This window comes from Streptomyces vulcanius, from assembly GCF_042653945.1.
GTDB classification, from domain to species: domain Bacteria; phylum Actinomycetota; class Actinomycetes; order Streptomycetales; family Streptomycetaceae; genus Streptomyces; species Streptomyces mangrovi.
Map to the genome: position 1 here is coordinate 118,152 of NZ_JBHSFK010000018.1, position 25,251 is coordinate 143,402.

Consider the following 25,251-nt stretch of genomic DNA (forward strand, 5'->3'; position numbering starts at 1 on the left):
GTCTGGCCCGCCCCGCGGAGCAGCCGGATCGTGGTGGGCATGGAAAACGAGAGCAAGCACAAGCTGGTGATCATCGTGGGAAGCGTCCGGGAGGGACGGTTCGGTCCGGTCGCGGGGGCGTGGGTCGCCGAACAGGCCCGTCTGTACGGCGGGTTCGAGGTGGACGTCGTCGATCTGGCCGACATCGAGATCCCGTTGGCGCTGCCCGCGGACTCGCCGAGGTCCGCCGGGGACACCTACCCCCGCCCGGCCGGTATGGCGGCTCTGACATCGGCCCTGGTGGGCGCGGACGCCTTCATCGTGGTCACGCCCGAGTACAACCACAGCTATCCCGCGTCGTTGAAGGCGGCCATCGACTGGCACTACTCCCAGTGGACGGCCAAGCCCGTGGCCTTCGTCAGCTACGGCAGCGTGGCGGGCGGCCGCCACGCCGTGCTGCATCTGGAGAACGTCTTCACCGAACTGCACGCGGTGACGATCCGCGACGGTCTCGCCTTCCCGAACTACTACCTCTCGTGGCGGGACGGCCGCCCCCTCGACCCCGAGGCCGCCGGGTACGCCAAGACGATGCTCGACCAGTTGGCCTGGTGGACGTCCGCCCTCCGGTCGGCGCGCGAGGCCGCTCCCTATCCGGCGTGACGGCGAGGCACCGCCCCGGCCGTAGGGTGCTCGGCATGAGCATCATCGGGGTCGGTATCGACGTGGCCGAGATCGAGCGGTTCGCGGCGTCCCTGGAGCGGACGCCCGCACTCGCCCAACGGCTTTTCTCCCAGAGCGAGTTGCTGCTGCCCAGCGGGGAGCGCCGGGGCGTCGCCTCGCTGGCGGCCCGCTTCGCGGCGAAGGAGGCGGTGGCCAAGGCGCTGGGGGCACCGGCGGGGCTGCTGTGGACCGACGCGGAGGTCTACGTCGAGGACAGCGGGCGGCCCCGGCTGCGGGTACGGGGGAGCGTGGCGGCCCGCGCGGCCGAACTGGGCGTGCGGTCGTGGCATGTGTCGCTGAGTCACGATGCGGGGGTGGCTTCGGCGGTGGTGATCGCGGAGGGGTGACGGGCGGGACCTTTGCGGGTGGCGGCCGGGGGGCGATCGCCGGGGGTCGCGGCCCGGAGTGACTTCCAGGGGTGACTGCTGGGTGGAGATGGCCGTCGGGGGTGACTGCCGAAGGGGTGACGGGCTGGGGTGGCGGTTGGGGGGCCTGCCCGGGTGGCGGGCTGCGGGTGGTGGTGATTGCCGGAGGGTGACTGTCGGGTTGGTGGCCGGGGGTGGTTGCCGAGGGGTGACCGTTCGGGGGTGGTTGCCGGAGGGGGGCGGTTGGGGGGTGGCAGACTCGGGATTATGCGTACCGCTTACAGCGTGGAGACGGTCAGGTCGGCCGAGGGTGTGCTCATGGCGCGGCTTCCCGAGGGGGCGTTGATGCAGCGGGCCGCGGCCGGACTGGCCGCCGCCTGCGCGGAGTTGCTGGGGCGGGTGTACGCGCGGCGGGTCGTGCTGCTGGTGGGGAGCGGGGACAACGGGGGCGACGCCCTGTACGCCGGCGCGCGGCTGGCCCGGCGGGGCGCCGGGGTGAGCGCCGTGCTGCTCTCGCCCGAGCGGGTGCATGGCGGGGGGTTGGCCGCCCTGCGGCGGGCCGGGGGTTCCGTGGTGGCTGTGGCGGGTGCGGAGCGGGTCGTTCGGCGGGCCGACCTCGTGGTCGACGGGATCGTCGGGATCGGCGGGCGGGGTGGGCTGCGGGGGGAGGCCGTCGGGCTGGTCTCGGTGGTCGCCGAGTCCGGGGCCGCCGTCGTCGCCGTCGATCTGCCCAGCGGGGTCGACGCGGACAGCGGGGAGGTGCGGGGGGCGGCCGTGCGGGCCGATCTGACCGTCACCTTCGGCACGCACAAGCCGGGGCTGCTCGTCGACCCCGCCCGGGAGTACGCCGGGAGCGTCCGGCTCGTCGACATCGGCCTCGGCCCCGAACTGCCCGCCGTACCCGAACTCGAGGCCTTGCAGCATGCCGATGTCGCCGCGCTGCTGCCGGTGCCCGGGGCCGAGAGCGACAAGTACCGGCGGGGGGTCGTGGGGATCGCCGCCGGGTCCTCGCGGTATCCGGGCGCCGCCGTGCTCGCCGTCGCGGGCGCGCTGCGGGGCGGGGCGGGAGCCGTACGGTACGTCGGGCCCGCCGGGGACGCCGTGCTCGCTCGCTTCCCGGAGACCCTCGTGTCCGACCAGGGGCCCAAGCGGGCCGGGCGGGTGCAGGCGTGGGTCGTCGGGCCCGGGGCCGGGGACGACGCCGCCTCCGTCGCCGAGGTACTGGAGTCGGACGTACCCGTGCTGCTCGACGCGGACGGGCTGCGGCTCGCGGACCGGGATGCCGTACGGGGTCGTGGCGCGCCGACGTTGATGACCCCGCATGCCGGGGAGGCCGCCGCGCTGCTCGGGGTGGCGCGGGAGGAGGTGGAGGGGGCGCGGCTGGCGTCCGTGCGGGAGCTTGCGGCGCGGTATGGGGCGACCGTGCTGCTGAAGGGGTCCACGACGCTGGTGGCCGACCCTGACGTGGGGTCGCCCGTACGGGTGAACGCCACCGGGACGCCCTGGCTCGCCACCGCGGGGAGCGGGGATGTGCTGTCGGGGCTGACGGGGTCGTTGCTGGCGGCGGGGCTGGGGGCGCGTGACGCGGGGAGTGTGGGGGCGTATCTGCATGGGCTGGCGGGGCGGTTCGCGGCGGATGGGGCGCCGGTGGGGGCGTATGAGGTCGCCGAGGCGGTTCCTGGGGCGTGGCGGGATGTGCGGCGGGGGTGAGGTGGGGGTTTTCTCGCCCCCGCCGCCCCTACCCGTCCCGTCCCTGGGGGCTGCCGCCCCCAGGCCCCCGCTGTCGGCCCTGGCGGGCCTCGTCCTCAAGCGCCGGACGGGCTGAAAGGCGACAGCCAGGGCTGCGCTGAAGAGGTGACCCTGCCGTGTGGCAGCGTGGGGGGTTGGGGGGCTCGCGGTTGTCTGATCGCATGATTGGCAGACATATTGCATCGCCCTCCCTTGCCGGCCTGCTGGCCGCGATGGCCCTGCTGGCCACGCCCACGGCCGCCGTCGGTGTCCCTCAACCGCCCGTTCCCGAGAGCGAGCTGGTGCCCGGGGTGGCGCCGGGGCCCTATCAGCCCTGGCAGATCGACACCCCCGACCAGGTGCTCGCGCCGACGCCGTATCAGCCGACCGCCGGCGAGGACGCCGTCGAGCCGAGCGACGCGCCGGAGGGGACGTACGCGCTCGTCGAGTACGTGCCGCTCGCCGACGCGGCCTCGCGTGTGACGTGCAGCAAGTCGACCGGGCCGTATCAGAAGGCGGTCGAGAAGTGGCTGAAGCTGAAGGTGGACGGGCAGCAGTCCGCCGCCGACTGCAAGAAGATCCAGGCCTTTCAGAAGAAGGAGAACATCAAGCCTGCCATTGGGTTCGCGGGGCCTGTGACCTGGGCGCGGATGATGTGGATCTCGGCGCGGAAGAACCCCAACGCCGCCAAGAAGTGCCCCGAGAAGAACGTCCGCGTCGCCTGTGTCGATCTCGACCGGCAGCTGACCTGGGTGCAGAAGGGGTCGAAGGTCGTCCTCGGGCCCCTCACCATGCGGAGCGGACGGACGGCGTACCCGACCCGCAAGGGGTGGCACAGCGTCTACTGGAAGCACAAGAACCACTGGTCGACTCTCTACAACACCCCTATGCCCTATGCGCAGTTCTTCGACGGCGGGCAGGCCTTCCACGCCGTCTACGGGAGCATCCACACCACTGTCGGGTCCATGGGGTGCGTCAATCTCGCGGTCGGTGACGCGCGCAAGCTCTGGGATGTGCTCAAGAAGGGGGACCAGGTCTATGTGTGGGGGCGTAGGCCCGGCACCTGAGGTGTTGTCCGAGCCCTCTGAGACACTGGGCACGATGAGTGAGACTGCCAAGACGCCCGCCACCCCGCCGCGCGCCCGCGCCGAGATCGACCTGGCCGCGCTGCGGGCCAATGTGCGGACCCTGCGTGCCCAGGCACCGGGGGCGGCGTTCATGGCCGTGGTCAAGGCCGACGGGTACGGGCACGGTGCCCTGCCGTGTGCCCGGGCCGCGGTCGAGGCCGGGGCCGGCTGGGTGGGCACCGCCACGCCCGAGGAGGCCCTCGCGCTGCGGGCCTCCGGTGAGCTCCCGGCGGACGTCAGGATCATGTGCTGGCTGTGGACACCGGGCGGGCCCTGGCGGGAGACGGTCGAGGCCGGGATCGATGTCTCGGTGAGCGGACTCTGGGCGTTGCGGGAGGTCGCGGAGGCGGCGCGGGCGGCCGGGCGGCCGGCGCTCGTGCAGCTCAAGGCCGACACCGGGCTCGGGCGGAACGGGTGCCAGCCCGCCGACTGGGGGGAACTGGTGGCCGCCGCGGTGCGGGCCGAGAGCGCCGGTCTGGTCCGGGTCACCGGGCTGTGGTCGCACTTCGCCTGCGCCGACGAACCCGGGCATCCGTCCGTCGCCGTCCAGCTCGCCCTCTTCGAGGAGATGGTGGCGAGCGCCGAGCGGGCCGGCGTACGGCCCGAGGTGCGGCACATCGCCAACTCGCCCGCCACGCTCACGCTTCCCGAGAGCCACTTCGACCTCGTCCGGCCGGGCATCGCCATGTACGGCGTCTCACCCGGTCCGGCGCTCGGTTCCGCCGCCGACCTGGGGCTGCGGCCGGTGATGACGCTGGCCGCCTCGCTCGCCCTGGTCAAACACGTGGCCGGCGGACACGGCGTGAGCTACGGGCACCGGTACGTCACGCCGGGTGAGACCACCCTCGGGCTCGTCCCGCTCGGGTACGCGGACGGAGTGCCCCGGCACGCCTCCGGGACCGGCCCGGTCCTGGTCGGCGGCAAGTGGCGCACCGTCGCCGGGCGGATCGCGATGGACCAGTTCGTCGTCGATCTGGGCGGCGACGAGCCCGAGCCGGGTGCGGAGGCGGTGCTCTTCGGGCCGGGCGAACACGGCGAGCCCACGGCCGAGGACTGGGCGCAGGCGGCCGGGACCATCGGATACGAGATCGTCACGCGCATCGGAGCACGCGTTCCCCGCGTCTATGTGGGTGCGTCTGTGTGAGTGCGTCCGTGTGAGCGCGTTCATGTGAATGTGTCCATGTGAACGAGTGACGAAATGGGTATCCGTGTGGGCGGACCCGGCCACCTGGTGGGCGAGCCTGTGAACCGAAGGAGCGGTACGTGAGCGAGAGCAGTGCGGAGGAGGCAGTGGCGGCTGCCGCCTCGGCGGCCGTCGCCGTCGTCTCCGCCACGGGGGCGGCCGGAGGCGGCGGCTGGCGCCGGGCGACCGGTATCGCCGGTGCCGCGATAGGCGTGATCGCCGCGGGCGCGGCGGCCGGCGTGGCCCTGGAGCGGATGACGGTGGGGCGCGGCATACGGGCGAAGGCCCGCCTCGCCCTCGACTCGGCGGGGCCGTACGGCGCGCTGCGCGGCACCCCGGGCAAGGCGCCAGCCGACGACGGCACCGAGCTGTACTACGAGGTCGACGACGTCGAGCCGCAGGGCGGGCCCGCGGGCCGGCGCCGTCGGCTGTTCGGGCGGAAGGCGCCGCTGCCGGTCACCGTCGTCTTCAGCCACGGCTACTGCCTCACCCAGGACTCCTGGCACTTCCAGCGCGCGGCCCTGCGGGGCGTCGTACGGACCGTGCACTGGGACCAGCGCAGCCACGGCCGGTCCGCGCGCGGCGCGGCCCAGCTCGCGGAGGGTGCGCCGGTCACCATCGACCAGCTGGGGCAGGACCTGAAGGCCGTGATCGACGCGGCCGTGCCCGAGGGGCCGATCGTGCTCGTCGGGCACTCCATGGGCGGGATGACGGTGATGGCGCTCGCCGCGCAGTATCCGGAGCTGGTGCGGGAGCGGGTGGTCGCCGCGGCCTTCGTGGGGACGTCGTCCGGGCGGCTCGGCGAGGTCAGCTTCGGGCTGCCGGTCGCCGGGGTGAACGCGGTGCGGCGGGTGCTGCCGGGCGTGCTGAAGGCGCTCGGACAGCAGGCGGCGCTGGTGGAGAAGGGGCGCCGGGCGACCGCCGACCTGTTCGCCGGGATCATCAAGCGGTACTCGTTCGCTTCGCGGGACGTCGATCCCGCGGTGGTGCGGTTCGCCGAGCGGATGATCGAGGGGACGCCGATCGATGTCGTCGCCGAGTTCTATCCGGCGTTCACCGACCACGACAAGACGGCGGCGCTGGGGCTGTTCGCGGACATGCCGGTGCTCGTGCTGGCCGGTACCGGGGATCTGATCACGCCGAGCGAGCACAGCGAGGTGATCGCCGACCTGCTGCCGGACGCCGAACTGGTGCTGGTCCCGGACGCCGGGCACCTGGTGATGCTGGAACACCCCGAGGTGGTCACCGACCGTCTCGCCGACCTGCTCACCCGCGCGGGCGCCGTGCCGGCAGGAAGTACCGTGGGCGGTTATGGAAGCACCAACGGCACCGCACAACCTGGCTGAGATCGAGCTGACCATCAACTCCCCGGAACAGATGCGGGAGTTGGGCCGCAGCCTGGCCGGGCTGCTGCGCCCCGGTGATCTCGTGATGCTCAGCGGGGAGCTGGGCGCGGGCAAGACGACGCTGGCCCGGGGGCTGGGGGAAGGGCTCGGGGTGCGGGGTGCCGTCACCTCGCCGACCTTCGTGATCGCCCGCGTCCACCCCTCCCTCGGGGACGGGCCGCCGCTCGTCCACGTCGACGCGTACCGCCTGGGCGGCGGGCTCGACGAGATGGAGGACCTCGACCTCGACGTGTCCCTGCCCGAGTCGGTGATCGTCGTGGAGTGGGGCGAGGGGAAGGTCGAGGAGCTGGCCGACGAGCGGCTCCAGGTACGGATCCACCGGGCCGTCGGCGACACGACGGACGAGGTGCGGCACCTGACCGTCACCGGGCTCGGGGAGCGGTGGGCGGCGGCGGACCTGGGCGTGCTCGGAGCCTCGCCGCACGCGTGAACGTTTCCGACAGGACGTCGGCAAAATGTTGCGTTCCTCGTCTTGTGCGTGGTCACATGGTATCCAGTCCTTGGTTAGGTGTACCTAACTAGGTCCGCCCCGCACTCAGGAGGCGCCCATGTCGGCCACCGAGCCCCAGGCCCAGCCGCCGCGCCCGTTCACGCTCGCGGGGGCGTCCATGCGCGACCTGCTGGCCTCGTGCGCGGCGGCGGAGACGGTCTCGACGCCCCCGCGCCTGCCCGACCGACTGGACGCCGAACGTTCCGTCGAGCGCCCGAAGGCCGCCTGACGCCGGACGTTCCGTCGAGCGCCCCAAGGCCGCTCAACGGATCACGACCACCCGCCGGCCGATCGTCGCGAAGGCCCACATCGCGGTGCCGTCGGCGCGGGACTCGCGGATGCCGCCCGTCCTGACCGGCGTACCGGAGGACGTCGTCGGTCTCGTGGTGCCGACCGCCGCGCTGAAGCCCACGGTCACGCCCTTCACGGTGGCGAAGCGGACGACGTGCTCGACGGGCGTGCCGTCGGTGCCGGTGACCGAGTTCGAGCGGGAGGTGACGTAGTACGTCCCGGGGGGCGGGTCGACGGTGCCGGGGGTGACCGCGAAGGTGTGCTCGACCTCGGCCTTGTCCCCGACCAGCCACACCCGGTCGTCGTCCACCGAGTACACCACCCGCCGGCCGGTGCCGGAGTTCCCCGGCAGAGCGGCGGGGTGCCGCTTGTCCCTGGGCGCCTTCTTGGTCGCGGCGGAGGAGGCGCCCGCGCGCGGTCCGCCGAGATCCCCGGGCACGCTCGCCGACGCCTGGTAGGCGAGGAACCCGACCGTCGCCACGGCCGCCGCCGTGAGTGCGGCGACGAACGTGGAGCTGCTGCCTGCCACCAGCGATCACCTCATCGTCATAAGCGTCACGATCGTAGTCGTCACGGGCGTGACCGGGACTTCCGACACGGGCGCCGGAGAGCCGTAGGCTGGGCGCGTGCTCTTGCTCGCTCTGGATACCGCCACGCCCGCCGTCACCGTCGCCCTGCACGACGGCACGGACGTCATCGCCTCCTCCGGTCAGGTGGACGCGCGCCGCCACGGCGAGCTGCTGCTCCCCGCCGTCGACCGGCTGCTCGCCGACGCGGGGCGGCCACTGGACGCCGTCACCGCGATCGTCGTCGGCGTCGGCCCCGGCCCGTACACCGGGCTGCGGGTCGGGCTGATGACCGCCGACACCTTCGGGCTCGCGCTCGGCGTCCCCGTGCACGGCCTGTGCACGCTGGACGGCCTCGCGTACGCCGCCGACATCGGGTCCGGGCCCTTCGTCGTGGCGACCGACGCGCGCCGCAAGGAGGTCTACTGGGCGACGTACGCCGACTCCCGCACCCGCCTCTCGGAGCCCGCCGTGGACCGTCCCGCCGACCTCACCGAGCGGGTGGCCGGACTGCCGGCCGTCGGCGCGGGCGCCCTGCTGTACCCGGAGGTCTTCCCGAACGTCCACGCGCCGGAGCACGTCTCCGCCGCCGCCCTCGCCGCGCTGGCGGCCGAGCGGCTGGCCGCGGGCGAGGAGCTCCCGGCGCCCCGCCCGCTGTACCTGCGCCGCCCGGACGCCCAGGTCCCCAAGAACTACAAGGTGGTCACCCCCAAGTGACCGATTCCGCACCCGGACCCGTATCCGTGTCCATGACGCCTTCGCTGCGCGAGATGCGCTGGTGGGACATCGATCCCGTACTGGAGCTGGAGAAGGCCCTCTTCCCCGAGGACGCCTGGTCCCGCGGCATGTTCTGGTCCGAGCTGGCGCACGCGCGCGGGCCCGAGGCGACCCGCCGTTACGTCGTCGCCGTCACCGCCGGCCGAATCCTCGGCTACGCCGGGCTCGCCGCCCAGGGCGAGCTGGCCGACATCCAGACCATCGCCGTCGCCCGCGAACACTGGGGCACCGGCCTCGGCGGGGTGCTGCTCACCGAACTGCTGCGCGCGGCCACCGCCTTCGAGTGCGCCGAGGTCATGCTGGAGTGCCGGGTGGACAACGTCCGCGCCCAGAAGCTGTACGAGCGCTACGGCTTCGCGCCCATCGGGTTCCGGCGCGGCTACTACCAGCCGGGGAACGTGGACGCCCTCGTGATGCGCCTCACCGACCCCACCACCTCAGTACCCTCAGCACCGCCAGGCGAAGGAACCGACATCAATGGCTGACGAACCCCTGGTCCTGGGGATCGAGACCTCCTGCGACGAGACCGGCGTGGGCATCGTCCGCGGCACGACTCTTCTCGCCGACGCCATCGCCTCGTCCGTCGACGAGCACGCCCGCTTCGGCGGGGTCGTCCCCGAGGTCGCCTCCCGCGCCCACCTGGAGGCGATGGTCCCGACCATCGAGCGGGCGCTGAAGGAGGCGGGGGTCACCGCCAAGGACCTCGACGGCATCGCCGTCACGGCCGGTCCCGGCCTGGCCGGCGCCCTGCTGGTCGGCGTCTCGGCGGCGAAGGCGTACGCCTACGCCCTCGGCAAGCCCCTCTACGGCGTCAACCACCTCGCCTCCCACATCTGCGTCGACCAGCTGGAACACGGCCCGCTCCCGGAGCCGACGATGGCGCTCCTGGTCTCCGGCGGCCACTCCTCCCTCCTCCTGTCCTCCGACATCACCTCCGACGTCCGCCCCATGGGCGCCACCATCGACGACGCGGCCGGCGAGGCCTTCGACAAGATCGCCCGCGTGCTGAACCTGGGCTTCCCCGGCGGACCGGTCATCGACCGCTACGCCCGCGAGGGCGACCCGGCCGCCATCGCCTTCCCCCGCGGCCTCACCGGCCCGCGCGACCCGGCGTACGACTTCTCCTTCTCCGGGCTGAAGACCGCCGTGGCCCGCTGGATCGAGGCCAGGCGCGCTGCCGGTGAGGAGGTTCCGGTCCGTGACGTCGCCGCCTCCTTCCAGGAGGCCGTCGTCGACGTCCTCACCCGCAAGGCGGTCCGCGCCTGCCGCGACCAGGGCGTGGACCACCTGATGATCGGCGGCGGCGTCGCGGCCAACTCCCGGCTGCGGGTCCTCGCCCAGGAGCGCTGCGAGGCGGCCGGCATCCGCCTGCGCGTCCCGCGCCCCAAGCTGTGCACGGACAACGGCGCGATGGTCGCCGCCCTGGGCGCGGAGATGGTGGCCAGGAACCGGGCCGCTTCCAGCTGGGACCTGTCGGCCGATTCCTCCCTGCCCGTGACCGACCCCCACGTCCCCGGGCACGACCATGTGCACGAGGTCAGCAAGGAGAACCTCTACACATGACGGTCGCGCTGATGTGGGAGGCCCGCGCGGTCCCGGGGAAGGGCGGGGAGTTGCTCGCCTGGGCCCAGGCCCAGGGCCTCCCGGTCAGCCCGCTCCGCCGCGAAACCCTCCGGGCCCCGCAGGACCGCGTCCTGGTCATCACCTGGTGGGACGCGGAGTACGCCGCAGACCTCCCCGAACTCCCGGAACCGGCGGGTGACTTGGTGACCCGTCCGGTGCATCGATGGCGGTTTGAGGCAGTTGGGGATCCCTACGTCTGAGTAACCGTTACCTTCGAAACTCATTGCGCGCGTATGGGGGAGGGCGTGTGAGTCTCGCAGCTGGGGTTCTCCTGCTCAACGGCAGGTACGAGATCACGGGGCGGCTGGATTCGGGGACCGGGGAAGGGCAGTTGTGGGCTGCCCAGGACACGATGGAGTTCGTGCCGCCGTATCTGCTGAAAACCTGGCACTTCTACGACAGCAAGCCGGACGACGTCCAACGGGCCCTGTGGGATGCGGAACTGCGCACGCTCTACCAGGTGCGCAGCACGCCCGGCTCCGAGGATTCCCTGCTCCAGTTGCACGATGTCGGCATCGACGGCGAACAGCGCTGCTTCGTCATGGTCTTCAAGACGGGCGGCCTGCACACCCTGGCCTCGCTTCTGGCGCGACGCGACGAACAGGAGTGGCTGTCCGGACGGGACTCCGGGCGCAGGGAACTCTGGCAGATGCTCGGCAGGATCGCCGAGGGGCTCTCCCTGCTGCACGAACAGCAGGTGGTGCACCGCAGCGTCTCTCCGGAGTCGGTCTTCCTGGACCCCGGGAAGGGACCGGAGTCGTGTCTGCTGGGCGGCTTCGAATGGAGCGTCAGACTGGGGCGTCCCACCTCCGCGCAGCCGTCACGGGCAGCCTGGGAGGTCGCCCCCGAGACGCTGGGGGGCGGCACCGCGTTCGGACCGGACGCCGACTGGTTCGCGTTCGGCATGCTGGTGGCGCGGTGCATGCTTTCCATCGAACACCTGAGCACGATGCCGGACCCCATGAGGCGATACCGGCTCGTCCTCGACAACCTCGACAAGGCCAGGCGCAAACTCAGTGCGCAGGAGCACGACTTCATCGAACTGCTCATCGCCGCCGAGCCGGAGATCCGCCCCAAGCACGGTGTCGAGGTGTCGGCCGCGATCCGTGACATCGTGCACGCGCTCCAGCAGCCGCCGGCCGGCGCCGACGGCGCTCCCCGGCATCTCGTCGTCATCGACCCCGGCAACCGGTCCCTGCAGCGGACCTGCCTGGAACTCGGCCTGCGTGAGGCGCTGCTGCTGGGCCCCGCCGACCCGTTCGACCCGCGGCGCCCCGAGCACAGCAGCAAGCTGCTCAGCTTCCTCTTCGAGGACTTCTCCGAGGGGGCGACCCTGGCGCCCATCACGAACCGGGACGCGTACATCCTCTCCGGACGGTCCGTGCACCTGGTCATCGGTCCGGCGAGGACGATGACAGGCACCTCCACCAGCTGGCAGAACGCGTTCTGCGAGGGGACGAGGGACTTCTTCACCGCCGACGCGACCCGCCAGGTCGACATCCCGGCGGGACGGATCGCGTTCTTCAACGCCAAGAACTACCGGCAGCAGGCCAACACGCTGGGCTCCTCGCCCAGTTGGGAGACGCTGCTACCCAAGAACGACAAAGCCCGCAAACGCCGGGAGGACCAGGAGCGATTCGCGGAGTTCGTCCGTTTCACCAATCAGATCGACATCCTGATCCGGGACGCGGAGCTGTTCCGCTGCCGTGTGACGGACGTTCAGCACGCGCCCAACGGCATGGTCGACTCCGTCACCGTCGAGGAGGTACCCAGGCTCAACGAGCCGATGTCCATGTTCCAACTGGACGACGGCATGGCGGAGTTCATGCTCAGGGAGAAGCACAGCGGCAAACCCGGCAGCAATCTGATCCACCTGTGCTCCCCGGATTCGGAGAGCGTCGGCTGGCAGATCCCGCCGACCGAGCCCGAATGGCGGGTCGACAAGGTCAGTGTCCGGGGCCACAGCGCCACGCTCCGCCCCGAGACGGAGATCCTGGAACCGCCGCGGCTAGGTGACATCGGGGTGCTGCGGACCAAGGGGCTCAAGGGGCAGGTCGACCTGATCAGACGCCGGAAGGAGGCCATCAGCCGGCTGGCGAAGCACACCTACCTGCTGGAGAGCCTCTCGGAGCCCGGCCAGGTCATCATGGACAGCGGCCCGGTGACACTGCCTCTCCCGCTGTCCAAGGAGACCGTCGACCCCAGCAAACGCGGCCAGATCGAGAAGATTCTCGGGGTGCGGCCGATCTACGCCCTGCAAGGGCCTCCCGGCACGGGCAAGACCCACATGGTCGCGTGGCTGCTGCGCGAGATCCTCGAGGAGGATCCCGTCGCCCAGATCCTCATCACCGCCCAGGCCCACCCCGCGGTGGACGTCCTGCGTTCCAAGGTCGAGAAGGAGGCGTTCAAGACGGTTCCCGAGGACCGCAGACCGCTTGCCATCCGGCTGCGGCGCGCCAACGCCAACCAGGCGGGGGACCTTTCGCGCGACGAACCCGGTTCCGAGCGCCACGTCGCGCGGGACGTCCTGGAGCGGACGATCGCGCGGCTGGAAGGCGCGGCCGGGAAGCAGGTCCTCACAGGCGTGCAGGCGGACTGGCTGGCCGCGTGCCGCACGATGCTCGGAGAACTGCGCACCAGGGACGCCTCGTCGGCGACGGAGTTCCGTGAACTCGTGAAGCGGAGTGCGAGCATCACGTACAGCACCGCCGCCGACGGGGACCTGGCCGCGCTCGCCGGTGAGGTGAGCTACGACTGGGCCATCGTCGAAGAGGCGGGCAAGGCGCACGGCTTCGAGCTGGCGCTCCCGCTCTCGCTGGGCCACCGCTGGCTGCTGATCGGCGATCCCAAGCAGCTGCCGCCGTACCGGATCGAGGACTACCAGAGCGCGGTCTCCGCCATGGACGAGACGGTCGAGGCGCTGGAGCACATGGAGGGCCTCGGCAAGCTGCTCGACCGGGAGTTGCTGAACGGCTGGCGGGCGCAGACCGACGAACAGCGCACGCAGTTCGGGGAGTACTGCAAGAACTGGCTGAAGCTGTTCGAGAAGCTGCACAAACTGTGCTCCTACCACGAGCACGACGAAGGGCTGCTCACCGGTCAGCACCGCATGCACCCCGACATCGGCGAACTGGTGTCGAAGACGTACTACGACGGCCGCCTGCATCACTACACCTACGCCGAGGGCACGCAGGACCCGCACGAGAAGATCCTCCACGGACTCGTCGCACCTCCCGAGATCCGCGGCAAGGCGGTGGTGTGGCTCGACATACCCGCTGCCGAGGGCAAGCCGGGGATGTACGAGGACGCGGTGCCCAAGTACAGCAATCCGGCCGAGGCGTACGCCCTGGACAGGTTTCTCCGCTCGCTGAAGGCGGGCACCGACCGGGATCCGGAGCATCCGCTCGAACTCGCCGTCCTCTCCCCCTACGCGCAGCAGGTGGGTCTGCTGAGGAACCATCTCGACTCGCCCGACCTGCGGGCACGGCTCGCGGCCAACGGACTCAAACTCGCCTCCGACCCACGCCGTGCGGCCTCCGAACCGGCGGAGAACCGCCAAGACGGGTTCTTCACCGTCGACTCGTTCCAGGGCAACCAGGCGAAGATCATCGCGGTCAGTCTGGTCCGCAACAACACCAAGCTGCCCGGCGACGGGCTGGGGTTCCTCAAGGAGGCGCCGCGGATGAACGTGCTCATCTCCCGCGCCGAACTCCTCCTCGTTCTGGTCGGGTCCTGGGAGTTCTTCAGGAACCAGGTCGCCCATGTGTCACGGAAGGAGGAGGAGAACGACCCGCTGCGCCACTGGGGGCTGGCCATCGACCAGTTGGAGGAGTGGTTCTCCACCGGCCGCGCCGTGCGCCTGGAAGCCGAGGTGCAGGGTTTCCAGCCCTCGGGGCGTCGGGTCTGAACAACGCCGGGCGGGAGCGGGAGCGCCGGCCGGATCACAGAAAACGGGGAGGCAAGCCGTTGTTGCGTGTCCTTTTGCCACTGAACATGTATCGCGTCACCTACGAGGTGGCCCATGGCCGCCCCTACAGCAAGCTGGAGGAACTCCTCCTCAGAGCGGTCAACGACGCGGAGGGATCCACCGGCCGTACCTTCGGCGAACTGCGCGACACCTTCCTGGTGCACGACCGGCTGCTGACCGAGGCCCTGGTCACCCTCATCCAGGAAGGGTGGGTGGCGATGGTGCAGCAGGAGAACGAGGTCCACTACCTCGTCACCAAGGAGGGGCGGCTCACCATTGAGCACGGGCGCAGACCGAGCAAGCTGCGTGTGCAGACCCGGCACGCGAGGATCGTCAGGGAGAACCTCACCGGTCAGCTCGCGCGGTCCTCGGACCTGCGACTCGTCACGGGCCCGAACGCCGTGCGCGCCACCGGGGTCCGCAGCTGGAAGAAGTACACGCTCACCCCCCGTATGCAGCGCACGAAGATCAACGGTGGTGAGACCGAGCCCCTGCTGCCGCGTTCACGCACCCAGCAGGAGTGGATCCGCTGGATCGACTCGGTCGCCCGACTGAACCAGGACCTGTACTACCTCCCGGTTCAGGTGGACCTGGCGGCGGCCGAGGTGATGGGGCTGCCGTACCAGTGGCGGACCCTCAAGTCCATGATCCTGGACGAGGTGACCGCCCGGCAGGAGGACTTCGCCGACGATCCGGTGTTCCAGGAGAAGCTGAGCCAGCTGATGCTGGCCGGCGCCACGGAGAACGGCCGGCGCACCTCGCGCGGCACGGCGGGCACCCTGTCCGCCAACCCCTTCGCCGAGGCGCCGGTACGCTGCGCCGACCTGGCGCTGACCGCTCGGGCAGGGCGCAGTCTCGCCGAGTCCGTCCTCGCCGACTGCACGGGCAACGTCATGCTCGTCGTGGCCCGCATGGACGAGGAGAAGGCCGGCGTCGCCCGCGAGGTACTGAGCGGTCTCCGCCGCCGCGGGGTGAACGCGGACCTGCTGTGGTCACTCGGTGGCGCGGCTGCGGACACCGACGACGCCGACGGGACGGCCGAGAAGGAGATCGCGCGCGGACTGGGCGCCGCCCGAGGCGCCCCCGGAACCGGCAAGGTGGCGTTCAACCGCACGTCCGCTCCCGTCGCCACCGACCTGGTGCTGGCCACCACCCAGCGCGGACCCGTCGCCGTCATCGGCGCGGACCTGCTGCGCCCGTCGGCCGCCGAGGACCGGTTCGGTCCCGCCGTACGCTTCTCCGCCCCTGCCGCACTGGCCACGGTGGCCCGGCTGTGCGCAGGCTGGTGGGAGGAGTTGCCCGGAGAGGACGGCAGCCTCCCCGCCCACCGTTGGAAGCACCTGGCGGAACGCTGGTCGGGCGAGGCCGCTCGCGCCCTCGGCGCCGGCCCCGCCGAGCCGGGCGAACGGTCCGCGCATTGCTCGGACAAGGAGTGCGAGGGCATGCTCTCGCTGCTGATCGGACCCCGGTCGGCAGCCTTGCGCGAGGAGGTCGGGAGCGGCCAGGCACAGCGCATCCTCACCGCGGACGGCGGACTGGCGCTCGACGAACTCGTGGAACAGACGGCCTGCGCTCCGCCCTCCGAAGCCGGGGGGCAGCTGAGGGCGACCGGCGGCGCCGACGGCTGGCGGGTGCTGGAGCGGACTTCCGACGACTGGAAACCCACGGAGTGGCCGGCCCTGCCTGCCCCGGCGGACCACTGCCGGGTGGCGGCTGCGGACGACGAGTGGCTGGTGGAGTACGCGGGGGCCCACGGCTCCGCGCTGTCCTTCGGTTTCCGGGGGCATGTCGCGGCGAGGGCCTGGGACCGTATGTGCGCGGACCGGCAGTCCGACTAGACCAGGAGGACCACAACACCCCTACGGCTGTGGCGCCGACAGCGCCCAGGACGACGTGACCAGGGCCGCGCCGCACAGGGCGATGGCCACCGTGGTGGTCAGGGCGGCGTCCGTCAGGGCGAGGCCCGCGACGGTGCCGAGGAGGGTGCCCAGGGCTGCCGTCAGGGCGCCCTCGTGCCAAAGGGGTGCGGCGGCGGTGTCGGGCGGGAGGATAAAGGCGTCGCGGAGGTCGGTGCGGACCGGGGCGTCGTCGAAGAAGAGGCCGGCGGGGGCATGGTCCCGTAGGCGGCCCAGCGGGACCAGCCGGGTGCCGTCGGGGAGGACGGGGACGGCGGGGCGGCGGCTGCCCGGGCGGGCGGTGCCGTGCACGGTCACCGGAAGAGCGGGCGGGGTGCGGTGGGTGGTCGTCGGGGGTTCGGGTGGTGCGTCGTGTGTGGTCGCCGGGGGTTCGGGTGGTGCTGTGTGTGCGGTCGGCGGGGTTTCGTGCAGGGCCGGGTGCCAGATGACTCGCTGCCAGTGCAGGCCGCCCTGTGGTGTCGTCAGTTCCAGCCAGGTTGTCGTCGGGCTCCGCCAGTACGTCCTCCGGCGGGTGCCGATGCGGACGTGGGCCGTCATGGGGCGGCCGGGGCGGCGGGACGTCAGGCGGAAGCGCAGGCCTCGCCAGAGCCAGATCCCGGTCAGGAGAACGGCCACCACCGCGCCCAGGAGGATCGGCATGATCAGGTCGTCCTCCGTCGCCGTCTCCTCCGGGTCGGCCGGGAAGCCCTGGGGGTGGGCGGCGGAGGGGTCGTAGGCGACCGGGAAGTTCTCGCCCTTGGCGTAGCGGTCGGTGTCGTAGACGGCGAAGCGGTCGACGCGGGTGTGGTGGTCGGCGTCCGTCCAGCGGACGCGGATGTCCAGGTCGTCGCCCATGCCGTCCTCGACGACCCTGCCCGTGGTCCGTGACGTGGCGCGGTCGCGGGCGTCCAGGTAGCTCACGGCGTGGACGCCCAGCCAGGTGGCGAACAGGGCATAACCAACAAAAATAGCGGCGATGCCGAGGACACCCGTGCGCAGGGGGCCGCCCTTCATGCGGGTGTCTCCTTGGCAGTCAGAGAGCGAGGGACGGTCGGGTCCGCGGCGGCCACGGCCTCGCCGATCACCTCACGGAGGTCCACCGTCCGGCCGTCGGGGGAGGTCAGGGCGGTGGCCATCCAGCGGGTGGCCGGGGTCCAGCCGGAGGTTTCCAGGACCTCGGCCAGCACCCCGGCCACCGCCGCCGTGAAGACCGTACGGGCCAGTTGCTCGCGCGAGGCGGCCGGTACCCAGCGCAGGCCGGGTTCCAGTTGGCGGGCCAGCCGCCGCCAGGAGCCGTCGGCGAGGGTGTCCAGGGCCGCGTTGACCGCCGCCGCGGGCATGTCCGTCCCGGTGGCGCGGAACAGCAGGGCCGTACCCCGCTCGTCGTCGAGTTCGCGCAGTTCGTCGGGGGGCATGGCCAGCAGCCGTACCGGTACCACGTCGTCCTCCCCCTCCTCGCCGTCCTGGAGGGCGAGTCGGGCGACGCACCAGCGGTCGATCTCCGCCGCCGACCTCAGACGCACCGGTGTGGTGGCGTACGTGCCCGTCCCGGGCAGCGCCGGGAGTGCGGCCAGGCGGGTCGCCACCGGTGGGTGGTCGGCCGTGGCGTACGGGTCGATCGCGTCGTCCTCGGCGGCGGTGCGGTCGGCGCGGCGGGCCACGTGCGGGTCGGCGAGCGCGGTGTCGAGGGCGGCGTAGAAGTCCTCGGGCCAGGCGTCCCGTTCGGCCAGTTCGGACAGCCAGGGTTCGCCGAGGCCCTCGAAGGCGGCATGGAGGCGGACGGTCCGCTCCAGTGCCGACGCGGTGGCCTCGGCGCCGGCGACTCGGGCCGCGTCGGCGTCGGCGGCGGTCTCGGCCTGCCAGAGGTGCGGCTGGGAGACGCGCAGAAGGGGTGCGGCCAGGGGCGCGAGGGGGCGGAAACGGCCGTCCAGACGGTGGGCGAGGCGGGCCCGGGCGTACCGCAGGAAGGCGGCCCGGCGGCTGCTCACATGGCGTTCGTGGGCCAGTTCGTGGGCGACGACGGACGCCAGCTCGGTCTCCGTCAGGGTGCGCAGGAGGGGGAGGCCCAGGAGGAGGACGTGGGAACGCACCCCGGAGACCCGTACCCGGCCCAGGGACGCCTGGACGACCGGGACGATCCGGACGAGGAGCGGTTCGCGGAAGCCCAGGCGGTCGGCCACGTCCCGTACGAGCGCGGCCAGTTCGGGTTCGTCGTCGGGGTTCACGGCGCGGCCGGGGAGCGGTCCGTGCTCCCGCGCGACGGCGCCGGTGATGCCGAACCAGAACACCACCAGGGGCGCGAGCGGCGACCAGTCCGGACCCCAGAGCAGACAGCCGACGACGACCGCCGTGCCGACGACGGCCGTCGGGAGCCAGGCCAGCGTCAGCAGGGCGGCGCCCAGCAGCCAGTGCCGGGCAGGTGGGTCCGGTATGGGGGTGTCCATGAGTGGCGGTTCCCGTCGCGCGCCTGGAGGTCAGGAGGTCGGCGGATTGTGACACATGGGCACCCACCTGTCGCATGTCAATTCTGCGATACGTCCGTCTCGCAGCGCAGCCGCCGGTCCGTCCCGACCTCCCGCACCGGGCCGGTCAACCGCAGCCGTGCCACCTCCCGCACCTGCGCGCTGGACGTCCCCAACCGCAGCTCCAGCGCGCCCGGTTCGACCACCCGACGCCCCGCGCGGTCGGTGAAGGCCGAAAGGTCGGCGTGGAAGCGGAAGGTCACCCGGGCCGACTCCCCGGCGGGCAGCTCGAGGCGCTGGTAGCCGATCAGCCGTACGTCGGGGCGGGTCACGCTCGCCACCGGGTCGTGCAGATACAGCTGGACCACCTCCGCGCCCGCCCGGTCCCCGGTGTTGCGGACGGTCACCGACACGTCGTACGAGCCGGCGGTGGAGATCTCGGCGTCGGGGCCGCTGAAGTCCTCCCAGGCGAAGGACGTGTACGAGCGGCCGTGCCCGAACGGGTACAGCGGGGTCGGGTCCAGGTTGCTGACCTGGCCCGCGAGGCCCAGCGGCGGCTGGAGGTAGGTCCAGGGCTGGCCGCCGGGCACGTGCGGGACGCTCACCGGGAGGCGCCCGGAGGGGTTCACGCGGCCCGACAGCACTCCCGCGACCGCCGGACCACCCTCCTCCCCGGGGAAGAACGCCTGGACGACCGCCCCCAGCCGCCCGTGCCAGCGGCCCAGCGCGTATGGGCGGCCGGTGAGGAGGACCAGGACCACCGGGACGCCGGTCGCGACCAGAGCGTCCAGCAACTCCCCCTGGACGCCGGGCAGTCCGAGGTCGGTCACATCGCAGCCCTCGCCGGAGGTGCCCCGTCCGAACAGTCCGGCCCGGTCGCCCAGGACGGCCACACAGACGTCCGCCTCCGAGGCGCGCGCGATGGCCTCGGTGAAGCCGGACGGGTCGGGGTCGGAGACCGGGCAGCCCTCCGTGAACGTGAACTTCGCGTCCGGGAGTTCGGCCCGCAGGGACTCCAGGAGGGTGGGGATCCCGATGCCCATCTCCACCCCCGGGTGGTGGGGGAGGACATGGGAGGGGAAGGAGTAGCAGCCGAGCATCGCGAGCGCGTCCGCCGCCCTCGGGCCCACCACCGCGATCCGGGTGTCGGGGGCGAGCGGAAGCAGGTCGTCCGGGTTGTCCAGCAGGACCACCGACTCCTCCGCGAGCCGGCGGGCCAGCGCACGGTTCTCCGCCCGGTCGAGGTCGACCGTCTCCGGGACCGGGGGCTGCCAGTCCTCGTCCAGGAGGCCCAGTTCGCACTTCTGGAGCAGGACGCGGCGGGCCGCCCGGTCGATCAGCTCCTCCGGGACCTCGCCCTCCCGTACGGCGGCCACCAGCGAGTCGCCGTAGTACTTCACCGTCGGCAGCTCGACATCGACGCCGGCCTCCAGGGCCAGCCCGGCGGTCTGTGCCGGGGTGTCCGCGACCCGGTGCAGGGTCTGCAGGAAGCCGATGCCGAAGTAGTCCGCGACCACCGTGCCGGTGAAGCCCCACTCCTCGCGCAGCAGGGCGGTCAGCAGGTCGGGGTCGGCGGAGGCCGGGACGCCGTCGCGTTCCGTGTACGCCGCCATCACCGACCGCGCGCCGCCCTCGCGCAACGCCATCTCGAAGGGGGGAAGAGTGACATCGGCGAACTCGCGCGTTCCCGCCCGCACCGGGGCCAGGTTGCGGGCGCCCGCCGAGGAGGCGTACCCGGCGAAGTGCTTGAGCGTGGCGACGATCCCCGCCGATTCGAGCCCGTGGACGTAGGCCGCGCCGACCGTGCCGACCAGATACGGATCCTCCCCGATCGTCTCCTCCGTCCGGCCCCAGCGCGGATCCCGTACGACGTCCAGGACGGGCGCGAGGCCCTGGTGGACGCCGACCGAGCGCAGGTCGCGGCCGATCAGCCGGGCCATCTCCTCGACCAGCGGCGGGTCGAAGGCGGCGCCCCAGGCCAGCGGGACCGGGTAGGCGGTGGCCTGCCAGGCGGTGAAGCCGGCCAGGCACTCCTCGTGGGCGACGGCCGGGATGCCGAAGCGGCCCGCCTCGGCGATCCGGCGCTGGGCGCGGGCGAGCGCGCGGGCGCCGAGCGCCGGGTCCACGGGGGCGGTGCCGAAGGAGCGGGTCAGCTGGCCGAGCCCCCTGGTGATCAGCTCGTTCCAGTCGTAGTCGGCGGTCATGTCGTGCTGGTGCGGGGCGACTCCGTCGCCGTCCGTCGCGGCGCCGACCCACACGCCGTACAGCTGCGCGGTCTTCTCCTCCAGGGTCATCCGGGAGAGCAGGTCGTCGACGCGGGCGGCGGCGGGCAGGGCGCGGTCACGCCAGGGGGCGGTGGTCATGAAACTCCTGTCCCGAAGGATCCCGGGGGATTCTGTCCCGATCCTGTCCAAGGATTCGAATGTTTCGTAACACACATCGAATGTTCCGGGAACCTATGGCGCCGCGAGAGGTTAGTCAAGAGGTGGCGCGGGGATACGATCGCGGCCATGACACACTCCGAGCCCGCGTCACCGCGGCCGCAGACCGCCCAAACGCGGACGCAGACCGCGACGCTCGCGGAGATCGCCCGTGAGGCCGGTGTCTCGGCACCGACTGTTTCGAAGGTCCTCAACGGCCGTGCGGACGTCGCCCCCGCGACCCGCACCCGGGTCGAGGAACTGCTGCGCGCCCACGGCTACCGGCGCCGTCGCGCGGAGGCGACCCGTTCGCCCCTGATCGACCTGGTCTTCCACGAGCTGGAGAGCGCGTGGGCGATGGAGGTCATCCGGGGTGTGGAGAACGTGGCGCGGGACGCCGGGCTGAGCGTGGTGCTGAGCGAGAGCGCCGGCCGGCTCACCCCCGGCCGGACCTGGGCCGACCAGGTCGCCGCTCGCCGCCCGCACGGTGTGGTGCTCGTCCTCTCCGGGCTCGACGAGTCCCAGCGGGCGCTGCTGACCAGCCGATCCATCCCGTTCGTGGTGATGGACCCGGCGGGCGACCCCGGCGCGGACGTCCCCTCCATCGGGGCGACCAACTGGCAGGGCGGACTCGCCGCCACCCGGCACCTCGTCGAGCTGGGCCACCGGCGGATCGGGGCGATCAGCGGACCCCCGCAGATGATGTGCAGCCGGGCCAGGATCGACGGCTACCGGGCCGCTCTGGAGACCGCCGGACTGCCGGTGGAATCCGGGCTGGTCATGACCGGCGACTTCCATCACGAGACCGGCTACCGGCTCGGCCGCGAGCTGCTCGACCGCCCCGACCGGCCCACCGCCGTGTTCGCCGGCAACGACCTCCAGGCCCTCGGCCTCTACGAGGCCGCCCGCGAACTCGGGCTGCGCATCCCGGAGGACGTCAGCGTGGTCGGCTTCGACGATCTGCCGGTGGCCCGCTGGGTCGGCCCGCCGCTGACGACCGTACGGCAGCCGCTGACGGAGATGGCGGAGGCGGCGGCGCGGCTGGTCCTCGAGCTGGCGCGGTCCACGGGCGACGCGGCGCCGACGGCGACCCGGGTGGAGCTGGCGACCAGCCTGGTGGTGCGGACGAGCACGGCCCCGCCGCCGCTGGCCGGAAGCTGACGTATTGACGGGTGTGGCGGGCGCCTCGACACTCCTCCGAAGCCAATCGGTTGCACGGCCGAAACTTTCGGAGGCACCCGCATGAGATCCACCCGCATGAGATCTCTGAGCACAGGCCTGTCCCTGGCGTCACTCGTGTCCGGCCTCGCGCTGCTGCTCACCGCACCGGTGGCGCACGCCGCCGACACCCCTCTGCGCGACCTCGGCGCCGCCAAGGGCAAGGTCATCGGTACGGCGGTCACCGGCTCCAAGCTCACCGGGACCTACGGCGACATCGCGGGGACGCAGTTCGGCTCCCTCACCCCCGGCAACGCCATGAAGTGGGGCTCGGTGGAGCCCACCCAGGGCAGCTTCAACTGGGCGGAGGCCGACCAGATCGTCGCCTTCGCCCAGGCCCACAACCAGCAGGTGCGCGGCCACACCCTGGTCTGGCACAGCCAGAACCCCAACTGGCTGACCAACGGCACCTGGACGTCCGCCCAGCTCGGCACGCTGCTCCAGAACCACATCAACACCGAGGTCGGCCGCTACAAGGGGCGGATCGCCGCCTGGGACGTCGTCAACGAGCCCTTCAACGAGGACGGCACCTACCGCTCCACCCTCTGGTCCAACGGCCTCGGCACCGACTACATCGCCAGCGCCCTGACCTGGGCCCGGGCCGCCGACCCGGCCGCGAAGCTCTACATCAACGACTACAACGTGGAAGGCGTCAACGCGAAGTCGACGGCCCTCTACAACCTGGTCAGGTCGCTGAAGGAGCGCGGGGTTCCGATCGACGGGGTCGGCCTCCAGGCCCATCTGATCCTCGGGCAGGTGCCGTCCACCTTCCAGCAGAACATCCAGCGCTTCGCCGACCTCGGTGTGGACGTGGCGATCACCGAGCTGGACATCCGGATGACGCTGCCCTCGGACAGCGCCAAGCTCGCCCAGCAGAAGGCCGACTACAAGGCGGTCACCGCCGCCTGCGTCGCCGTCGCGCGCTGCGTCAACCTCACCGTGTGGGGCTTCACCGACTCCGACTCCTGGGTGGAGAGCACCTTCCCGGGGCAGGGCGCGGCGACCCCCTACGACGCGAACTACGCGCCGAAACCGGCGTACTACGGCATCTCCGAGGCGCTCGGGGGCACGACCACACCACCCCCGACGGGTGCCTGCACGGCGACGTACAGCGTGCAGAGCCAGTGGAACAGCGGGTTCACCGGGAACGTGACGATCTCCTGCTCGGGCGCCGCCCTGTCGTCCTGGCGGGCGACCTGGACGTTCGGGGCCGGGCAGCAGCTCACCCAGGCCTGGAACGCGACCTGCACCCAGTCGGGGGCGGTGGTGTCCTGCGTCAACGCCTCGTACAACGGGTCGGTGCCGGCCGGCGGCTCGGTGAGCTTCGGCTTCAACGCGAACTGGAGCGGCAGCAACCCCGTACCGGCGGTGACACTGGAGTGATGTCTGGTGATGGTGGGCTGAGAATCGTGAGATTTTCACAAGAAATCCGCCGCACTTTCGCCGTCCTAACAGTCCGCTAATAATCCGGACTTACTTTCCTCACCGTGACGCGACATGAGGAGCACGGCGAAGACGGCAGAAGAGCGGGCCGGCGGTCGAGAGTGCTGAAGGCCGCCGGCCTCGCCCTGGCGGGCGCCCTGGTGGTGGGCATCGGGGCGGGCGGCTGGGTCTACTGGCACCTCAACGACAACATCAAGAGCGTCGACATCGACAGCGCGCTCGGCGACAACCGCCCCGCGAGGGTCGTCACCACCCCGACCCCGTCCGGCTCGGCATCGGCCACCCCGCTTCCCACGGAAGCGATGAACATCCTGGTGCTCGGCTCCGACTCGCGCAGCGGCAAGGAGAACCAGGCACTCGGCGGCGGCGACAGCGGCGGCGCCCGCTCCGACACGGCGATGGTCGTGCACATCGACGCGGGCCGCACCAGCGCCACGGTCGTCAGCATCCCGCGCGACACCCTCGTCACCCGCCCGTCCTGCCCGCTGTCGTCCGGCGGCACGTCGTCCGTGGCCTACGGGACGATGTTCAACAGCGCGTACTCGCTGGGCGGGCCGGTGTGCGCGGTCAAGACCGTCGAGTCGATCACGAACGTCCGGATGGACCACTACATCGAGGTCGACTTCTCCGGCTTCGCCAAGCTGGTGAACGCGCTCGGCGGGGTCACCGTCACCACCGACGAGGACATCGACGACGACGACAGCCACCTGCACCTCGACGCCGGCACCCACCACCTCACCGGCAAGCAGGCCCTTGCCCTCGCCCGCACCCGGCACGGCATAGGCGACGGCAGCGACCTCGGCCGCATCAAACTCCAGCAGAAGCTCGTGAAGTCCCTGCTGGAACAGATCGCCTCGACCGACCTCCTCACCAGCCCCACCAAGCTCTACGAGGTCGCCGACGCGATCACCGGCAGCCTCACCACCGACACCGGCCTGAACTCCCTCACCGAACTCATGGAACTCGGCCAGAGCCTCAAGGGGCTCAAGGCCGACAACGTCAGGACACTCACCATGCCGGTGGTCACGGCCCCCTCCGACCCCAACCGGGTCGTCGCCGACGAACCCGAGGCGAGCGAGCTGTGGGAGTCGCTGAAGTAGCGGCGGAGTAGCGGCGGACTCCTTCCCGGAAAAAAATCGGGTGAGGGTGTCGATCCGGCCGTACCCCGTTCGACGCAGGGGTGAGAGGCCGGATCAGCCCGGCTTCAGAACCGAAGGAGTCACCATGCCCCGTTACCTGTCGCTCGTGAAGATCGACGAGGCCACCGCCCCCGCCGAGGGACCCAGCCCCGAGCTGATGCAGCGGATGGGCGAGCTGATCGAGGAGGTCACCAAGGCGGGCGTCATGCTCGACACCCAAGGGCTGACCCCGTCCGCGCAGGGCGTCCGCGCGCGCTGGGAGGGCGGGAAGATCTCCGTCACCGACGGGCCCTTCACCGAGTCGAAGGAGGTCGTCGGCGGCTACGCGATCATGCAGTGCAAGGACATGGCCGAGGCGCTGGAGTGGACCAAGCGGTTCCTGAGGGTGCACGAGGAGTTCTGGACGGTGACCTGCGAGGTGCGGGAGATCGCGGAGGGCTGAGCCGGCCGCG

Annotated in this window: 22 protein-coding genes; 18 read left to right on the top strand and 4 right to left on the bottom strand. The window is 71.9% G+C overall.

What is annotated here, in order from left to right; translation table 11 throughout:
- Window positions 1-39: 39 nt before the first annotated feature.
- The 8 genes from ACFPIH_RS26865 to ACFPIH_RS26900 all read left to right on the top strand — a co-directional run bounded on the left by ACFPIH_RS26865 (window position 40) and on the right by ACFPIH_RS26900 (window position 7,227).
- On the top strand, window positions 40-639 hold the full coding sequence (locus ACFPIH_RS26865) for an NADPH-dependent FMN reductase (RefSeq protein WP_381176501.1): 600 nt from the start codon (window positions 40-42) through the stop codon (window positions 637-639).
- A gap of 35 nt (window positions 640-674) precedes the next feature.
- A complete protein-coding gene (locus ACFPIH_RS26870; protein ID WP_381176504.1) occupies window positions 675-1,046 on the top strand; it encodes a holo-ACP synthase in 372 nt (123 codons plus the stop codon).
- 285 nt (window positions 1,047-1,331) lie between these two features.
- Complete coding sequence (locus tag ACFPIH_RS26875; protein WP_381176507.1) at window positions 1,332-2,774, top strand: NAD(P)H-hydrate dehydratase; 1,443 nt, start codon at window positions 1,332-1,334, stop codon at window positions 2,772-2,774.
- A gap of 200 nt (window positions 2,775-2,974) precedes the next feature.
- The gene (locus tag ACFPIH_RS26880) at window positions 2,975-3,859 is read left to right on the top strand and encodes a L,D-transpeptidase family protein (protein WP_381176510.1); all 885 of its coding nucleotides are present in this window, start codon (window positions 2,975-2,977) and stop codon (window positions 3,857-3,859) included.
- A 34-nt stretch (window positions 3,860-3,893) separates the two neighbouring features.
- Entirely contained in the window at window positions 3,894-5,063 is a 1,170-nt protein-coding gene (gene alr, locus ACFPIH_RS26885) for an alanine racemase (protein ID WP_381176513.1), read from the top strand.
- A gap of 119 nt (window positions 5,064-5,182) precedes the next feature.
- Window positions 5,183-6,448 carry an alpha/beta fold hydrolase gene (locus tag ACFPIH_RS26890; protein WP_381176516.1) on the top strand — a complete coding sequence of 422 codons (1,266 nt, stop codon included), beginning with the start codon at window positions 5,183-5,185 and terminating at the stop codon, window positions 6,446-6,448.
- A complete protein-coding gene (gene tsaE, locus ACFPIH_RS26895) occupies window positions 6,414-6,938 on the top strand; it encodes a tRNA (adenosine(37)-N6)-threonylcarbamoyltransferase complex ATPase subunit type 1 TsaE (RefSeq protein WP_381176519.1) in 525 nt (174 codons plus the stop codon). The genes ACFPIH_RS26890 and tsaE overlap by 35 nt, the downstream gene beginning before the upstream one ends.
- A 118-nt stretch (window positions 6,939-7,056) precedes the next feature.
- The gene (locus tag ACFPIH_RS26900) at window positions 7,057-7,227 is read left to right on the top strand and encodes a hypothetical protein (RefSeq protein WP_381176522.1); all 171 of its coding nucleotides are present in this window, start codon (window positions 7,057-7,059) and stop codon (window positions 7,225-7,227) included.
- A gap of 33 nt (window positions 7,228-7,260) precedes the next feature.
- On the opposite strand, the gene ACFPIH_RS26905 is transcribed toward ACFPIH_RS26900, so the two are convergent.
- Window positions 7,261-7,818: a hypothetical protein gene (locus tag ACFPIH_RS26905; RefSeq protein WP_381176525.1), complete on the bottom strand. Its 558-nt coding sequence runs from the start codon at window positions 7,816-7,818 to the stop codon at window positions 7,261-7,263.
- Window positions 7,819-7,915: 97 nt separating this feature from the next.
- Here ACFPIH_RS26905 and tsaB point away from each other — a divergent pair, with 97 nt between their 5' ends.
- The 6 genes from tsaB (at window position 7,916) to ACFPIH_RS26935 (ending at window position 16,060) form a co-directional block, all read left to right on the top strand.
- Window positions 7,916-8,572, top strand: a complete 657-nt coding sequence (tsaB, locus tag ACFPIH_RS26910) for a tRNA (adenosine(37)-N6)-threonylcarbamoyltransferase complex dimerization subunit type 1 TsaB (protein WP_381176528.1) — start codon at window positions 7,916-7,918, stop codon at window positions 8,570-8,572.
- Between the two features lie 32 nt (window positions 8,573-8,604).
- Window positions 8,605-9,117 (top strand): ribosomal protein S18-alanine N-acetyltransferase, encoded by a 513-nt coding sequence (rimI, locus tag ACFPIH_RS26915; protein ID WP_381176724.1) that lies wholly within the window; start codon window positions 8,605-8,607, stop codon window positions 9,115-9,117.
- The gene (gene tsaD, locus ACFPIH_RS26920) at window positions 9,110-10,195 is read left to right on the top strand and encodes a tRNA (adenosine(37)-N6)-threonylcarbamoyltransferase complex transferase subunit TsaD (protein ID WP_381176531.1); all 1,086 of its coding nucleotides are present in this window, start codon (window positions 9,110-9,112) and stop codon (window positions 10,193-10,195) included. Before rimI ends, tsaD begins: the two co-directional genes overlap by 8 nt.
- A complete protein-coding gene (locus ACFPIH_RS26925; RefSeq protein ID WP_381176534.1) occupies window positions 10,192-10,455 on the top strand; it encodes a hypothetical protein in 264 nt (87 codons plus the stop codon). The genes tsaD and ACFPIH_RS26925 overlap by 4 nt, the downstream gene beginning before the upstream one ends.
- A 47-nt stretch (window positions 10,456-10,502) precedes the next feature.
- Complete coding sequence (locus tag ACFPIH_RS26930) at window positions 10,503-14,162, top strand: AAA domain-containing protein (RefSeq protein ID WP_381176537.1); 3,660 nt, start codon at window positions 10,503-10,505, stop codon at window positions 14,160-14,162.
- An 86-nt stretch (window positions 14,163-14,248) separates the two neighbouring features.
- On the top strand, window positions 14,249-16,060 hold the full coding sequence (locus ACFPIH_RS26935; protein WP_381176540.1) for a hypothetical protein: 1,812 nt from the start codon (window positions 14,249-14,251) through the stop codon (window positions 16,058-16,060).
- 21 nt (window positions 16,061-16,081) lie between these two features.
- Here the strand turns inward: ACFPIH_RS26935 and ACFPIH_RS26940 are convergent, their stop codons facing one another.
- The 3 genes from ACFPIH_RS26940 to ACFPIH_RS26950 all read right to left on the bottom strand — a co-directional run bounded on the left by ACFPIH_RS26940 (window position 16,082) and on the right by ACFPIH_RS26950 (window position 20,942).
- On the bottom strand, window positions 16,082-17,131 hold the full coding sequence (locus ACFPIH_RS26940) for a hypothetical protein (protein ID WP_381176543.1): 1,050 nt from the start codon (window positions 17,129-17,131) through the stop codon (window positions 16,082-16,084).
- On the bottom strand, window positions 17,128-18,561 hold the full coding sequence (locus tag ACFPIH_RS26945; RefSeq protein ID WP_381176546.1) for a M48 family metalloprotease: 1,434 nt from the start codon (window positions 18,559-18,561) through the stop codon (window positions 17,128-17,130). Before ACFPIH_RS26945 ends, ACFPIH_RS26940 begins: the two co-directional genes overlap by 4 nt.
- A gap of 77 nt (window positions 18,562-18,638) precedes the next feature.
- Entirely contained in the window at window positions 18,639-20,942 is a 2,304-nt protein-coding gene (locus ACFPIH_RS26950) for a beta-xylosidase/alpha-l-arabinosidase (protein WP_381176549.1), read from the bottom strand.
- Window positions 20,943-21,089: 147 nt separating this feature from the next.
- Here ACFPIH_RS26950 and ACFPIH_RS26955 point away from each other — a divergent pair, with 147 nt between their 5' ends.
- From ACFPIH_RS26955 to ACFPIH_RS26970, 4 genes are all read left to right on the top strand, one after another.
- A complete protein-coding gene (locus ACFPIH_RS26955; RefSeq protein WP_381176553.1) occupies window positions 21,090-22,160 on the top strand; it encodes a LacI family DNA-binding transcriptional regulator in 1,071 nt (356 codons plus the stop codon).
- Between the two features lie 96 nt (window positions 22,161-22,256).
- Window positions 22,257-23,600, top strand: coding sequence for a glycoside hydrolase family 10 protein (locus ACFPIH_RS26960; RefSeq protein WP_381176556.1), 1,344 nt, complete (start codon window positions 22,257-22,259; stop codon window positions 23,598-23,600).
- 104 nt (window positions 23,601-23,704) lie between these two features.
- On the top strand, window positions 23,705-24,760 hold the full coding sequence (locus tag ACFPIH_RS26965; protein ID WP_381176559.1) for an LCP family protein: 1,056 nt from the start codon (window positions 23,705-23,707) through the stop codon (window positions 24,758-24,760).
- Window positions 24,761-24,884: 124 nt separating this feature from the next.
- Window positions 24,885-25,241, top strand: coding sequence for a YciI family protein (locus tag ACFPIH_RS26970; RefSeq protein ID WP_381176562.1), 357 nt, complete (start codon window positions 24,885-24,887; stop codon window positions 25,239-25,241).
- The last annotated feature ends 10 nt before the right edge of the window (window positions 25,242-25,251 follow it).